Raw genomic sequence first — 13,131 nt, 5'->3', positions numbered from 1 at the left:
GCGAAAGGATTCCCAAGCACATGCCCACAGACGTGGACTTCCCTCTCCCCTTCACCGCGCTGCGACCGACACCCGACGCGGTCGAGCAGGCTCAGCGCAGGGGTGTGGACTGGGCCGTCGGGCACGGCCTGATCCAGCCTACGGACACCGCCATCGGCTACTTCCTGTCCATGCGGCTGGCCGATGTGGCGACAGGATTCAGTCCCAAGGCGGGCGGGCCCGACCTGGACGTGATGACCGACGTCATCACCTGGACCGCCGTCTGTGACGACTTCTTCGACGGCCCGGCCGGGGACGATCCCGTCTTCGCCGCGGACGTCGTCCGGGCGCTCCTCTCGAAGACGGCGCCCTACGGAGAGGCGGGAGCGCACCCGGCCGCGGCCTCGCTCACCGTCCCCGCCGGTGCCGAGGGCCTGGCCAGTGCCACAGCCGACCTGTGGGAGCGACTGCAAGCGCCCATGACCGAGCGGTGGCGCGAGCGGGCCGCCCGCAACTGGGCGCGCTTCCTGCGCTCCTTCCTCGCCGAGATCGACGCCCGCCGCTCCGGCACTGTCCCCGCCCTGGACGGCTACCTGGCCCTGCGCAGGGAGACCATGGCGATGTATGTGTACCTGGACGCCACGGAACGCACCGGACGCTACGAGGTGCCGGAGCGGGTGCTCGCCGACCCGACGGTGCGCCGGCTGGCGGAACTGGAAATCGACATCCTCGCCCACTGCAACGACGTCCACTCCGTCGAGCACGAAGAGGCTCGCGGGGACACGTACAACCTCGTCGTCGTCCTTGAGGCCGCGAGCGGGCGCCGCCGCGCGCAGGTGATCGAGGAGATACGCCGCAGGGTCGGCGGGCTCGCGGAGCAGTTCCAGCGCCTCGCCGCGGGGATACCCGCCCTCTGCGACCGCCTGTCCTGCGACCCGTACGAGCGCCTGAGCACCGAGCGTCACCTCAGAGCCATGACCCGCCAGCTGCGGGTGACCTACGACTGGTCCCTCGCCACCAAGCGCTACGCCGAGCAGACCCGTTCCGGCCGTCGGCCGCAATACCTCGCCCACGGCGCCGCCCCGCTCGGCGCCCTGCTGTCGGACCGGACCGGAGAGACACACTGACCATGGTCGATACCCTTGCCCCCAGCCCTGTCCCCGCCCGCAGACTGCCGGGCGGCGTCCCGCTCCTCGGCCACGCGCTGAGACTGGTCCGGCAGCCACTGCAGTTCGTGGAAGAACTGCGCGACCACGGACCGGTCGTCGTCTTCAGGATCGGCACCCGGCCCGCCTACATGGTCAGTGCAGGGGAACTGCTCAAGGACATCCTCATCACCCACCAGAGCAAGTTCGAAAAGGGCGGAACCCTCTTCGACCAGGCCACGAAGCTCCTCGGGAACGGTCTGGCGGCCTCCAACGGCGAACTGCACCTGCGCCAGCGCCGGTTGTCGCAGCCCGCCTTCCACCACGGCCGGATGAGCCTCTACGCCCGCGCTGCGATCGACTCGGCCGAGGCCGTCTCCGCCTCCTGGCGCGACGGTCAAGTGCTCGACGTGGGACGCGAACTCAACGGCATGACCATGGACATCCTCGCCCGGACGCTCTTCTCCAGCCTCACGCCCGAGGCGGCCGCCGAGATCCGGCGCACCCTGCCCGCGCTGGTCGCGGGCGTCGGACGACGGGCCTTCCTGCCGGTCGATTTCGTGCACCGCCTCCCCCTCCCCGTCAACCGGCGGGAGGCGGCCGACCTGCGGCGGCTCTACGAGGTGGTGGACGGCATCATCGCGGACTACCGGGTCGGCGACCTGGACCAGGACGACCTCCTCTCGATGCTCATGCTGGCCCGTGACGAACACACCGGCGAGGGGATGACCACCCGGCAGATCCACGACGAGATACGTTCCATGATGGTCGCCGGGACGGAGACCTCGGCCACGCTGCTGCTCTGGGCCTTCCAGGTGCTCTCCACCCGCCCGGAGATCGAGCGCCGCGTGCACGAGGAGCTCGACGAGCAACTGGAGGGCCGCCCGGTGTCCTACGCCGACCTGCCGCGGCTGGCGTACCTGGGCCGGGTCATCCAGGAACTCCTGCGGATGTACCCGACCGGCTGGATCCTCACCCGCCGCGCCACCGCCGACGTGAACCTGGGCGGGTACCGCATCCCCGAGGGCGCGGACGTGTTCTTCAGCCCGTACGCCCTCCACCGCGACCCGGAGCTCTTCCCCGAGCCCGACCGGTTCGACCCGGATCGCTGGCTCCCCGAGCGCGCCGGGTCCATCCCCCGCCACGCGTACCTGCCGTTCGGGGCGGGCGTACGCAAGTGCATAGGCGAGTCCCTCGCCTATGCCGAGATCACGATCGCCCTCGCCGCACTGGCCGGGCAGTGGCGGCTGCGGTCCGTCACCGACCACCCGACGCGTGCCGTGGCGCGTTCCACCCTCCGTCCGAAGGAGTCCCGCATGCGCCTGGAAGCCCGCCGCCGGGAGAGGACGGCGCCATGACGACGGCTCCGACGCACACCGCCTCGTCGCCGGTCGGAGCCGCGGCCGCCCTGTCCGTCATGCTGGCGGAGGTGGAGGAGGGCCTGCGCGCCTTTCTCTCGGGGCAGGGCCACCGCAGGCCGGGCGGGCACCCCAGGGGCGCCGGACCGGCCCAGGCCGTTGCGGAGCTCGTCGGCGCCGGCGGCAAGCGCCTGCGGCCCCGGTTCCTGCTCAGCGGCTACCTCGCCGCAGGCGGCGAGCCGGGCAGCGCGCCGGTCCGGGCCGCCATGGCCCTGGAGCTGCTGCACGCTGCGGCTCTCATCCACGACGACGTGATGGACGACGCGGACCGCCGTCGCTCAAGGCCGACCGTCCACGCGCGGCACGCGGACATCCACCGCACGAACGGCTGGTTCGGCGAGTCCCGCCGCTACGGTGAATCGGTGGCGGTCCTCGCCGGGGACCTCGCCTGGGCATACGCCGACCACCTGATGGCAGGGCTGCCGCCGGCGGTCGCCGCAGAGTGGTTCGAGCTCAAGACCGAACTGATCGAGGGTCAGGCCCTGGACGTCACCGCGGCGGCCGAGCTGATCCCGGATCCCGAACTGGCCCGGTACATAGCGGTGGTGAAGTCCGGCAGGTACACCGTCCACCGCCCACTGGTGCTCGGCGCCCTGCTGGCCGGCCGCACCGACCTGACCGGGGCCTTCGAACAGTACGGCGAGTCCCTGGGGGAGGCCTTCCAGCTGCGCGACGACCTCATCGACGCCTTTGGGGACGGCTGCGCGAGCGGCAAGCCGGCGGGCCTGGACTTCGGGCACGGCAAGATGACACTGCTGCTCTCCCTGGCCATGAGGTCGGACCCCGGGATCCGTACCCTGGTCGAACGCGGTGAGACCACCTTGCTGCGCGACCGCCTCTCCGGCAGCGCCGTCCACACCGACGTCGAGGCACGCATCGCCCACCTCGTCGCCCGGGCCCACGCCGCCCTCACGGCGGCGGACCTGCCCCTGCGGTGGCGGACCGAACTCCGGGCCACCGCAGAAGCGGTGGCGTACCGGAACCGCTGACCGTGAGGGGCCGGGAAGGCAGTCGAAGCCCTGCCGGAGCCCGCCTCGCCGGGCCACGGCGGACGGATGTCCGAAGGGCGGCTTGACCTGTGACGGCCCGTCTTTCCGGACCTTTCACCGCGCTGCCCGTCGATACGGCCGGTCCTCCCCGGCCGCTCCCCGACGAGACTTCGTTCTCCCCGGATTCTCCCCGGCCACGGCTGTCTCTGAAGGTGCACGGCCGCCGGCCAGGATTTCCCTCGCCGCGGTCTGTTCCGCCGTGGTGAGTCCGGCGCGTTCGGCGAGGGCGCCGCCCTGGAACCGGCTGTCGGCACCGAGCTCCTCCAGCAGGTCGGCGATGTGGCGGCGGCAGGTGCGCAGGGACATGCCCATCCGCCGGGCGATCACCTCATCCTTGGCACCCTCGGCCAGCAGCCCGACCAGCGCCCGGCGCAGGCTCGGGCCGACCTCCTTGTACGCGGCCTCGCTGCTGCCGTGGAACGGGGTGGCGCCGGACCAGTGCTGCTCGAAGACGCGGCACAGGTACGCCACCACGTCCGGGTCCCGGACCAGTACGGCACCCTCGCCCGGGCCGCCGTCGGTCCGCCGTGGCAGGAAGGCCACCGAGCGGTCGAACACCACAGCGCGGTCGGGCAGTTCGGCGGCGGTGCGGTACTCGGCGCCGGCCTCCGTGAGGGTCTCCACGTACCCCTGGGTGGAGAGGCTGGCGCGAGCCGAGTGCTGGTAGAGGGTGCGCATCCGCACCCCGCGGCGCAGCATCGCGAGGTCCCGCTCGATGGCGTCCCCGAGGCGGTGCGGCGCCCGGCCGCCGCCCGGCTGGATGCTGAACACCTCCTCCCGGCAGCGGGCCGACTCCTCGGTGATCATCGCCGAGGCGGCTGCCAGGTCGGGCAGCACGTCCACGCCCTGCCGGTGGTCGCGTTCGCGCCGGGCGGCGCGGTAGTGCGGCATCAGGGAGCGCAGGTCCTCGCGTATGGACTGGGCGTGCGCGGCGGCCTGCGCGACCTGGGCCTCCAGCGGCGCGACCGCCTCCGCCGCGGCCGCGTCCGGGCTGACCGGTATCAGCTCCTCGGGGCTGCCGGGCGCCGGGCGCAGCAGCCGGAGCAGCAGCAGGGTTCGGCAAGCCCCCTCGACCTCCTCCGGGCTCATGCCGAGGGTGCCGGGCACGTCGGGCGGCCATCTTTTGAGGCCGCCCTGCGACAGCGCGTACTCGAAGACGGCGACGGCCCGGGCATCCAGCCGCGGCAGTTCGATAGATTCTGTCTGGATGGTCATATTTCTCCCCGTAATGCGGCCCTGCTACTTCCGTGCCATGCAGGCTATTGCCAGCTCGCAGGGCTGGACCAAGGGGGCATGCCGGTATGAACTTTGAGCGTCCGGCCGGGCCACATCCCGTCAGGCCGATACGCCGAGATGCAGCGCGAACGCCCGACGCGGGCGGTCGCCGCCCGATCCACGATCTCCCCGACCAGGAGCTGCGCCATGTCCAGAACCCTCCGCTGTCTGCTCCTCCTCACGGTTCTGCTGGCCGGCGGTTCCCTCGCCGCCCCGTCGGAGGCAGGGCCAGGGGCGGCCGATGGGCACGGGGGCGCTCGTGGCGGGGCGACCGCGGTCCTCGCCGCGGACCCTCTCGACACGAGTTGGGGTGACGACCACATCCGCCCCGCTCTTTAGGGCGCGTTGCTCCCGTCCGCCTCATGGGTTCCGCCGTGCGAAGAGTGAAGTGCGAGGTCGTAGAGCGTGTCATCACTGCCCGAGACTCCGTTCCGGTCCCTCACCGGGCCGCGGCGGACACGCGCCGAGGGTCCCGCGGACCTGGCGCTGTTACCCGACCTGGTACGCGCCGTCCTCGCGCGGGCCGGGGCCGGCCGGCCCATGGCAACGGTGGACTGGGCCGTGGAACCGGGCGAGTTCTGGTGCCACGTACGGCCGGGGGATGCCGTCCGCCGCACCCAGGGGTGGAAGCTCCACGTCTCGGCCACCCCGCTCTCGGCCCCGGTGGTGCTGGCCCGAGCCGCCGAGGTGCTGACCACCCACCGGGCGCCGTTCAAATTCGCGGCGAGCCCGGCACGGGTCGCCGCCCTGGTCTCGGGACGCTTCGCCCGGGGAGGGGCCGGCAAGTTCATCACGGTCTACCCGGTCGACGACGCACAGTTCCGGCTGCTCGCGGAGGAGTTGCACCGGGCCACCGTGGGGCTGCCCGGTCCCGCGGTGCTCTCCGACCGGCGCTATCTGCCGGACAGTCAGGTCTACTACCGCTACGGCGTGTTCGCGGGAACCCCCGAGCTCACGGCCGACGGCGCCTTCGCCGCCCGGCTGACCGATCCCGAGGGCCGGCCCGTCTCCGACGAGCGCAACGCCTGGTACAGCCCGCCGTCCTGGGCGGGAGACCCGTTCCCCGGCCGCCCGGCCGCTCCGGCCCGCAGCACGGCCACCGCGAAGCCCGTGCTGCTGCACGAGCGCTACCTCGTGCGCGGAGCGATCCAGCACTCCAACAAAGGTGGTGTGTTCCGGGCGGAGGACACCGCCACCGGAGCCCAGGTGGTCGTCAAGCAGGCCCGTCCTCATGTGGGCGCCGGCCTCGAAGGGCTGGACGTGCGGGATCTCCTGCGCCGGGAGGCGACTCTGCTGGAACGTTTCGGCAAGCGGTTCCCCGACCGGGTTCCCCGGCTCGTCGAGGTATTCGAGCAGCAGGGCAGCGCCTTCCTGGTCGCCGAGTCGGTGCCCGGAGCGACCCTGCGCCGGACCGTCGCCGAGCGGCTGGTCCGGGAGGCAACCGCCTGCCCCGATGAGCGGACCGCCGACTCCTTGGTCCGGCAACTTCTCGAACTGGTCGCCGCCGCCCACGAACTCGGCTTCACCCTGCACGACTTCAACCCCAACAACGTCATGGCCACCCCCGACGGGCGGCTGAGGCTGATCGACCTGGAGATGGCCGCCGAAGAGGGCGAACGCTGGGTGCTCGGCGCCACCCCCGGATACACCGCCCCCGAACTGCGCGCCGCCGACCCGGTGGCCCCCGCGTTCGGGCCCGGCGTGGACCTCTACGCCCTGGGCGCCACAGTCCTGCACACCCTGACCGGCGCCGATCCGCTCTTCGCGGCGGACCGGCCCGCGGCGGGGGCCCGCCCGGACGAGGAGCGGCTGTCCCGGCTCCTGGACCTGCTGGCCCGCGACCAGCCGCTCGTACGGCGGTTCGGGCCGCTGGTCCGGGGGCTGATGCGGGACGCGCCCGCGGAACGCTGGACCCTGGAGCGGGCTCGGGGAGCCCTGACCGGCGGCGCGGCACCGGCGGAATCGGTGGCGCCTGCCGCACCCGTCGGCGCCACGGGGCCCACGGGCCCGGCGGAGGTGCGCGCACGGCTGCTGCACGACGGCATCGCCCACCTGCTGGCCACCATGCGCCCGGCGGACCCCGACCGGCTCTGGGCCGCGGACTCCTTCGGCGAGACGTGCGACCCGGTGGCCCTCCAGCACGGCTCGGCGGGCGGGGTGAGCGTGCTCGCCCGCGCCCTGCGCCACGCGGACGACCTCGCGGCCGGGTTCCCGTACGAGACCTCCTACGGCTCCCCGCACGGACCGCCGGTCACCCAGGAGGCCCTGCGTACGGGGCTGCGTAAGGCCGCGCTCTGGACGGCGGACCGGCAGCAGGCGCTGCCCGGCGACCTGCCCGGACTCCACTTCGGCCGTTCGGGCACGGCCTGGGCCCTGCTCGACGCCGCCCGGGCGCTTGAGGACGCGGCACTCACCGAACGCGCCGTCGCGCTCGCCCTGGCACTGCCCGTGGAGTGGCCCAACCCCGATGTCTGCCACGGTGCTGCCGGCGCCGGCCTGACCCAGCTGCACTTCTGGCGCACCACCGGGGACCCGCGCTTCCTCGGCCGTGCGGCGCAGGCCGCCGAAGGGCTGCTGGCGGCTGCCCGGCGTACGCCCGAGGGCGTCTTCTGGCCGGTGCCCGAAGACTTCGACTCCGGCCTCGCGGGCGCCTGGCACTACGGGTTCGCGCACGGCGTGGCCGGAGTCGGTACCTTCCTGCTCCTCGCCGGGGAGGCCACGGGCGACGAGCGGCTGCGCGCCGCGGCCGTCGAGGCGGGCGCCACGCTCGTCGAGGCCGCCCGCCGGGGCCCGGCGGGCACGCTGTGGCCGGTGGACCGGGCCCGGCACCTGTCGGACTCCCCGGACCTGGCCCGGCACTGGTGCAGTGGCTCCTCCGGCGTGGGCACCTTCCTGGTCCGCCTCCGGTCGGTCACCGGCACCCGCGACGAGGGCCTGGCCGACCTGGTGGCGGGCGCGGCGGCCGCCGTCCGGGCGGGCAGGGTGACCGATACGGCCGCCACCTGCCACGGGCTCGCGGGCAACGCCGAGTTCCTGCTCGACGCCGCCGAGCTGACGGGCGACGTACACCACCGTGCGGGAGCCGAGCTGCTGGTCGAGCACATGGCGGCTCAGGCGGTGCTGCGCGACGGCCGGCTGCTGGTGCCCGACGAGAACCGCAAGACCGTGCTGGCCGAGTACGCCACCGGTCTGGCCGGGAGCCTCTCGCTGCTGCTGCGCCTGAGGTACGGAGGCCCGAGAGCCTGGCTGCCCGAGGGCGAATCCGTCCACCCCTGAGTGTCCGGTGGCCGTCGGCCACCGGCTGCCGGGCCCGTCCGGGTCCGGCGTTCCATCCGCAGTTCCATCCGCACAGAAGGAGACCGCCATGGCGGAGTTCGACATCGATGCCCTCCAGGTCCTGCCCGAGGACGTCCGTACCGAGGATGCCCGCGGCGAGGAGCACGCCGCCGCGCTGATCACGGCTTGCCGCTGGCACACCAGCGGCTGCTGATCGCCGGCTGAACCGGCGGCGACCCCTGCGCCGCCCCGGGAGGGGACCGGAGCCCTGTGCCGGTCCCCTCCCCCTGTCGTGCCTTGCCGGGCAACCGGCAGTCCAGGGATCAGACGATCGACATCGGGGGCTGTTGGCAGCCTGGCTGATGGATGTACGGAGATCGGGGAGTGCCGGGCCTATCGGGTGTTCGGCGAATCGGCTCCGTCGCCTACAGCCAATCGCGTTTCTTGAAGATGACGTACAGGCTCACGCAGATTACTGCCATCAGCAGGATTGCGAAGGGGTGGCCCGCCGCCCACTGTAGCTCCGGCATGGACTCGAAGTTCATGCCGTAGATGGTGCCGACCAGGGTGGGGGCGAAGAGGATGGCCGTCCAGGCGGAGATCTTCTTGAAGTCGTCGCCCTCAGGCCGCTGACCTGCGGAAATCGACGGGTGAGGCGCTCTGACCTGCGGTGATCCGTCTTTCCGGTCCTTTCGCCGTGCTGCCCGTTGATGCGCCCGATCCTCCCCAGCCGCTCCCCAACGGCTTGCATTCTCCCCAGATTCTCCCCAGCGGTGGCTGCCCCCAAAGCGGCATCGCCGCTGGCCGGGAGCGTGATGCTGGCGGAGGGACGGCTACGTAGCGTACGGATGACCGAGGCGTGGCCACGCCACTGCTCGTGGGGACGGTCGCGGGTCCCGTGTTCGTCTAGCTGCCGCCGACGGTGGCCCTGGTAGCCGGCGTCCGCAGCGGGAACGCGGAGGCAGCGTGGGTGGGCGGTGCCGCGTGGGCGGTGATGGCGGTGACGCACGTGCCCGATGCTCGGCTACTACCGGTAGCCGATGTGGCTCGCTCCGCTACTGCCGTTCACCGCGTTCCTCTATCTCCTGATGACGATGGGCTCTGCGGTGCGGCACCATCGGGGCCGGGACGCGGCGCAGAAGGACCGGACGTAGGCGCGCCCGGAGGGGCACCGGACCGGTGAACGGCCGGACTTCCGGTCGACGCCCGGGCGATACGCTGGGGAGCCGGACAACCAGCCTCTCACGTAGGAGACTTATCCTTGCCGCAGCTCGCCTTCGTGCACACCTTCTGGACCGACTACGAGCAGCTGGACAAGCCCGTCCGGGCCGGGGTTCGCAAGGCGATGGCCAAGTTCCAGTCGTTGTCCAACGGCTGGCGAGACGAGATGTGCGCCGAGGCCATCGCGGTGGCTGCGGGCGGTGCCACCGACTACCACACGCAGAACGTCATCGTTCAGATGATCTCGTTCAACGACGTGGCCGCAGCCGAGGGCTTCTTCAAGGGGACGGGCACGGAGGACGATCTCGGTGCCAACCCTCCGGGAGATGCCATCGACGGCTACGTGCTGCCGGCCGGAGACAAGAAGTGGACGGGCCGCGGTATCACAGTGCGGCAGGGCTCCGTCATCGCGAAAGTCGAGTACGCCTGGACATCGGGCGGCGAGGTGCCGGACTGGCTCATGGACGTCACCAGGATGGTGGTGGACCGCGTAAAGCAGGCCCAGAGCGGAAAGAATCCGACAGCCTCGCTGCGTTGAGCAGCGACGTCCGCCGTCCCGGCTCGGCGCAGGTGGTTGTGGCCCAGGTCCGCGGCATTGACAAAGGGTCCGTACAGGGCGCGTTCGCCGAGGTATGTGCACAGGCTGTGGACCGCGCGCAGAACCCGGAGAAGTACGGCGATGCAGACGACTGGTAAGTCGCTGCTCGGCCATCGGCCCATGACGTCAACATGAGAGAGGGCGCCAACCGCACTGGTCTGGTCAGCGCCCTTTGTGATGGGCGGATCGCATTGGATCAGCGCTTGTTCTTCCAGTTCCGGATGACCTGGTCGAGCTGCGAGCGCAGCCGGTCAGCGGCATCCGTGCCGGGCAACAGCTCGGGGTACGACTCGCTCAGGCGCCCAGCGATCAGGGCCCCCAGATTGGTGGAACTCTGCGACGGAAAGACGAGTGAGCACTTCTTCGGACCCATTTCCTGGGCCAGGCCGAGGAACCCCCGGCCGACGCCAAGGGGAGGTGAGGAGCTGTAGTGCTTCGCTTCGATCGCCGCGACGAGCTTGGCGGTCCGTGGGTGCACCCCAGCCTGCCGGCTCCGCTCGGCTTCCTGGTGCTCGATGATGGCGACGTCGCATTCGTGTGCGACCTTCGATGTGGCGGCGACGACGTACACGCCCAGGTGGATCTCCAGCTGCTTCTGAATGCCGGGGAAGCTGACCAGGATGTAGGTGAAGGTGCCCGACCAGAGGTTTCCCGGCGACCTGCGAAAGCGCAGCGCAGTGGCTGGAGTCGTGCCGTCCTGTGTGAGCATCGTGGTCCCGCCGGCTGCCCTCGCGGCATCGAGGCACAGAGTCAGAAGCGACGCCTCGTAGAGGTCGGATTCATCCGCGCTGTTGCGGTACACGGGCTGCAGGACACCGATCGCCTTCTCGATGGCCTGGATCAGGTTTCCCCTGCTCATCGGTTGGCCTCCGCGCGCGCGTCGATCCACTCGGACAACAGCTCCCGCACGAGTTCGAGCGCGTCACGGGCCCGCTCCGTTTCCTGCTGGAGTTCGATGGAGTAGGCCGTTTCCAGTTCCGGGTCACCGAACTCGATGGTCAGGTCCATCTCGTGAGCCACAGCTGTGTCCAGCGCGGCCTTGCGCGACGCGTACATGGTCTCGGCGAGCGTCAGGAGGGCCCCACGGATGAGCTCGATGCTCTCGTCGCCCGTGTACGGGATCACTGCGACATCGGACTCCCCGAGGCGCTGCAGTTTCGTCTCCGCCAGCCGGCTGGCACGTTCTGCGTACTGGCTCCCCCGCTCCTGCTTGAGCTTCTCCTCCGAGACGGCCCTGCCCTGTCGGACTTCCTGGTCCAACTGGCTCGCCAGATCCCCCAGCTCGGCCTCTTTGAGCTGCTCCATGATGTGTGTGTACTGATCGCTGTCGAAAGACACGCGGCCCCTCCCCAAGTGCCCTTCCAGGGCTGTACTCAGGGGCACCGACAACTGAGGGTGAATTGATCGACATCAGCCGATCCAGGCCGGACGCCCCTGGCGGAAGCCCGCGCGAGCCGCCGCCACGCACTCTGTTGGAGAGCCACCCGCCGTTCCTATGGTGGAGAGATGGCAAATGGGATGTGGCACACCGGATATGGCATAGAGGTCAATCTGTCTCTGCCCGGCCTCGGTCACCCGGGGCGTCCCGCTCTGCTGCGGGAGATCACCGCGAGCATCGCCGAGCGCAACCCGCAGCTGCTCGAATGCCTTGCGCACCAGGAAGGGCGCGAGTGCACGTCGGAGACGGGTGGGAAGTCTCCATGGATGTTCATCCGCCGAGGCCGCGTCGGTGGGCGCCGGCCGCTCGTCGCCTCGCACCTGCCGATCACCAACAAGGCGACCCCGGCGGGGAGCGAGCAGCGCAAGGCCACGAAGGAGCGGATCATCGAGACCGCTGCTCGGTGCGACCTGGATGCCGAGGCGGAGGTGCCCACGGCGAACTGGCGGAGCATCTCTGATGCCCTCGCCATCGGCCCCGAGGGTATACGGATCGGCTGGGAGATCCCCCCGCACGTAGTCGCCCGGCCTGTGCAGACCGCTGACGCTGCGGATCGTGTCCGCCGTACCGGACTGCCTGAAGATTTGTTCTCGCCTGGTCGCGATCAGTCGATGTCCGGGTCATTGGACTCTTCGAGGAGGCGGGTCGAGAGGTCGTCGGACCACTCCACGGCCCAGGTGCGGAGAGCGGTGATGGTGGCGTCGTCGAGGCCGTAGGCGGCGAAGGCTTCGTCATCGGTCCACTCGGCGCCGGTGAGGTTCGCCTGGAGGTCCTCGCGCTCGAAGCGGCCGCGGGCGTGGCGGCGGCCGAACTCCTCGAGCTCGGAATTTGTCCAGCGGCGGGAGGCAGCGAACACGTCGATCAGGTCGCGGGGCGCTCCGCGGTCGGCAAGGGCGCGGACCTTGGTCCCGATCACGTCCTCCTCCGCGAGGACGGGCCCGTACCGGCTCTGGGCGACGGGCCGCCAGAAGATCTCCTTGAGGATGTCGACTTCACATTCCTGCCCGGTCACTGGGTCAGTCACGGTGAAGCGAGCGGACAGCGGAGCCGTTTCCAGCGCCTGCACCTTCCAGCCCCGGGCCTCGAGGCCGCTACAGAGTGCGGCCGCGATGTCGGCCATGGGCGCCGGGTTCTCGGTGGCGACATCGAGGTCCTGGCTGGGACGGTTCACGAGGCGGTGCGCCCTCACGGCATACCCGCCGGTGAGGACCAAGGGATATGGCGAGCCTAGGGCGATCACATCCGCGAGTAGCCGGGTGTGCAGCTCCGGCATGTCCGTCACGCGGCTGCCCGGGCGCTGGAGGCGAGCTGGGGGAAGGCTTCCTCCCACACGGTGCGTACGGTGCGGCCGACGAGGGTGCGCAGCACGGGCCACAGCTGGAGGAGCAGATCCCGGTTGAGGTAGGTGGGCAGGTCGTCGTGCAGGCCCTCGTGCAGGACGGTGCGGTAGAGGCCCATGCGCTGGCGAGGTTTCCCCAGGTCGTACGAGGTCATCCCGGACCAGGCCAGGTGCAGCGGCAGCTCTACGAGACCGTGCTTCGGCCCATGCAGCTCGTCCAGCGACTCCGGCAGACGGCTCCGGAACTTCTCCCGGTACAGCGCGAGGTCCTCGGTATCCGCGCCCGAGAGGTCCCTCGGCGCGGGTGCGGGGTGCTGCGGGCTGGAGGACATGCCTCCATTATGGCGGCCGCATGAGCAGTGCGGGCCGTGATGTGCGAGCCCGCGCCCAGAG

The 13,131-nt window shown here is 71.1% G+C and carries 13 protein-coding genes and 2 pseudogenes; 9 read left to right on the top strand and 6 right to left on the bottom strand.

Going from position 1 to position 13,131, the window contains the following annotated elements:
• Nucleotides 1–20: 20 nt before the first annotated feature.
• From ACZ4YL_RS02260 to ACZ4YL_RS02250, 3 genes are read left to right on the top strand one after another with little or no spacing between them, the layout of a single operon-like run.
• Nucleotides 21–1,106, top strand: coding sequence for a terpene synthase family protein (locus ACZ4YL_RS02260; protein ID WP_468113313.1), 1,086 nt, complete (start codon nucleotides 21–23; stop codon nucleotides 1,104–1,106).
• A gap of 2 nt (nucleotides 1,107–1,108) precedes the next feature.
• The gene (locus ACZ4YL_RS02255; RefSeq protein WP_468113312.1) at nucleotides 1,109–2,482 is read left to right on the top strand and encodes a cytochrome P450; all 1,374 of its coding nucleotides are present in this window, start codon (nucleotides 1,109–1,111) and stop codon (nucleotides 2,480–2,482) included.
• Nucleotides 2,479–3,531 (top strand): polyprenyl synthetase family protein, encoded by a 1,053-nt coding sequence (locus ACZ4YL_RS02250; RefSeq protein WP_468113311.1) that lies wholly within the window; start codon nucleotides 2,479–2,481, stop codon nucleotides 3,529–3,531. The genes ACZ4YL_RS02255 and ACZ4YL_RS02250 overlap by 4 nt, the downstream gene beginning before the upstream one ends.
• 114 nt (nucleotides 3,532–3,645) lie before the next feature.
• Here ACZ4YL_RS02250 and ACZ4YL_RS02245 read toward each other — a convergent pair whose 3' ends face one another.
• The gene (locus ACZ4YL_RS02245) at nucleotides 3,646–4,806 is read right to left on the bottom strand and encodes a hypothetical protein (RefSeq protein ID WP_468113310.1); all 1,161 of its coding nucleotides are present in this window, start codon (nucleotides 4,804–4,806) and stop codon (nucleotides 3,646–3,648) included.
• 207 nt (nucleotides 4,807–5,013) lie between these two features.
• Between ACZ4YL_RS02245 and ACZ4YL_RS02240 the strand changes: the two genes are divergently transcribed.
• From ACZ4YL_RS02240 to ACZ4YL_RS02230, 3 genes are all read left to right on the top strand, one after another.
• Nucleotides 5,014–5,205, top strand: coding sequence for a hypothetical protein (locus ACZ4YL_RS02240; RefSeq protein ID WP_468113309.1), 192 nt, complete (start codon nucleotides 5,014–5,016; stop codon nucleotides 5,203–5,205).
• Nucleotides 5,206–5,271: 66 nt separating this feature from the next.
• Complete coding sequence (gene lanL / locus ACZ4YL_RS02235; RefSeq protein ID WP_468113308.1) at nucleotides 5,272–8,142, top strand: class IV lanthionine synthetase LanL; 2,871 nt, start codon at nucleotides 5,272–5,274, stop codon at nucleotides 8,140–8,142.
• A gap of 88 nt (nucleotides 8,143–8,230) precedes the next feature.
• Nucleotides 8,231–8,356: an ALQxL family class IV lanthipeptide gene (locus tag ACZ4YL_RS02230; RefSeq protein ID WP_189745961.1), complete on the top strand. Its 126-nt coding sequence runs from the start codon at nucleotides 8,231–8,233 to the stop codon at nucleotides 8,354–8,356.
• Between the two features lie 211 nt (nucleotides 8,357–8,567).
• Here ACZ4YL_RS02230 and ACZ4YL_RS02225 read toward each other — a convergent pair.
• A pseudogene (locus ACZ4YL_RS02225) lies at nucleotides 8,568–8,753 on the bottom strand (CorA family divalent cation transporter); the annotation flags it as partial.
• A gap of 260 nt (nucleotides 8,754–9,013) precedes the next feature.
• Between ACZ4YL_RS02225 and ACZ4YL_RS02220 the strand changes: the two are divergent.
• From ACZ4YL_RS02220 to ACZ4YL_RS02210, 3 genes and pseudogenes are all read left to right on the top strand, one after another.
• Nucleotides 9,014–9,296 (top strand): annotated as a pseudogene (locus ACZ4YL_RS02220) (glycosyltransferase); the annotation flags it as partial.
• A gap of 107 nt (nucleotides 9,297–9,403) precedes the next feature.
• Complete coding sequence (locus ACZ4YL_RS02215) at nucleotides 9,404–9,901, top strand: hypothetical protein (protein WP_468113307.1); 498 nt, start codon at nucleotides 9,404–9,406, stop codon at nucleotides 9,899–9,901.
• A complete protein-coding gene (locus ACZ4YL_RS02210; protein WP_468113306.1) occupies nucleotides 9,898–10,059 on the top strand; it encodes a hypothetical protein in 162 nt (53 codons plus the stop codon). Before ACZ4YL_RS02215 ends, ACZ4YL_RS02210 begins: the two co-directional genes overlap by 4 nt.
• Nucleotides 10,060–10,157: 98 nt before the next feature.
• Here ACZ4YL_RS02210 and ACZ4YL_RS02205 read toward each other — a convergent pair whose 3' ends face one another.
• The 4 genes from ACZ4YL_RS02205 to ACZ4YL_RS02190 all read right to left on the bottom strand — a co-directional run bounded on the left by ACZ4YL_RS02205 (nucleotide 10,158) and on the right by ACZ4YL_RS02190 (nucleotide 13,070).
• The gene (locus ACZ4YL_RS02205) at nucleotides 10,158–10,820 is read right to left on the bottom strand and encodes a hypothetical protein (RefSeq protein ID WP_468113305.1); all 663 of its coding nucleotides are present in this window, start codon (nucleotides 10,818–10,820) and stop codon (nucleotides 10,158–10,160) included.
• Nucleotides 10,817–11,266, bottom strand: coding sequence for a hypothetical protein (locus ACZ4YL_RS02200; RefSeq protein WP_468113304.1), 450 nt, complete (start codon nucleotides 11,264–11,266; stop codon nucleotides 10,817–10,819). The genes ACZ4YL_RS02205 and ACZ4YL_RS02200 overlap by 4 nt, the downstream gene beginning before the upstream one ends.
• Before the next feature lie 737 nt (nucleotides 11,267–12,003).
• Nucleotides 12,004–12,672 (bottom strand): nucleotidyl transferase AbiEii/AbiGii toxin family protein, encoded by a 669-nt coding sequence (locus ACZ4YL_RS02195; RefSeq protein WP_468113477.1) that lies wholly within the window; start codon nucleotides 12,670–12,672, stop codon nucleotides 12,004–12,006.
• A 5-nt stretch (nucleotides 12,673–12,677) separates the two neighbouring features.
• Complete coding sequence (locus tag ACZ4YL_RS02190) at nucleotides 12,678–13,070, bottom strand: hypothetical protein (protein ID WP_468113303.1); 393 nt, start codon at nucleotides 13,068–13,070, stop codon at nucleotides 12,678–12,680.
• Between the last annotated feature and the right edge of the window lie 61 nt (nucleotides 13,071–13,131).

It is taken from the genome of Streptomyces sp. NPDC030021, assembly GCF_055574035.1.
This window is presented reverse-complemented; position numbering and strand designations above follow the sequence as displayed.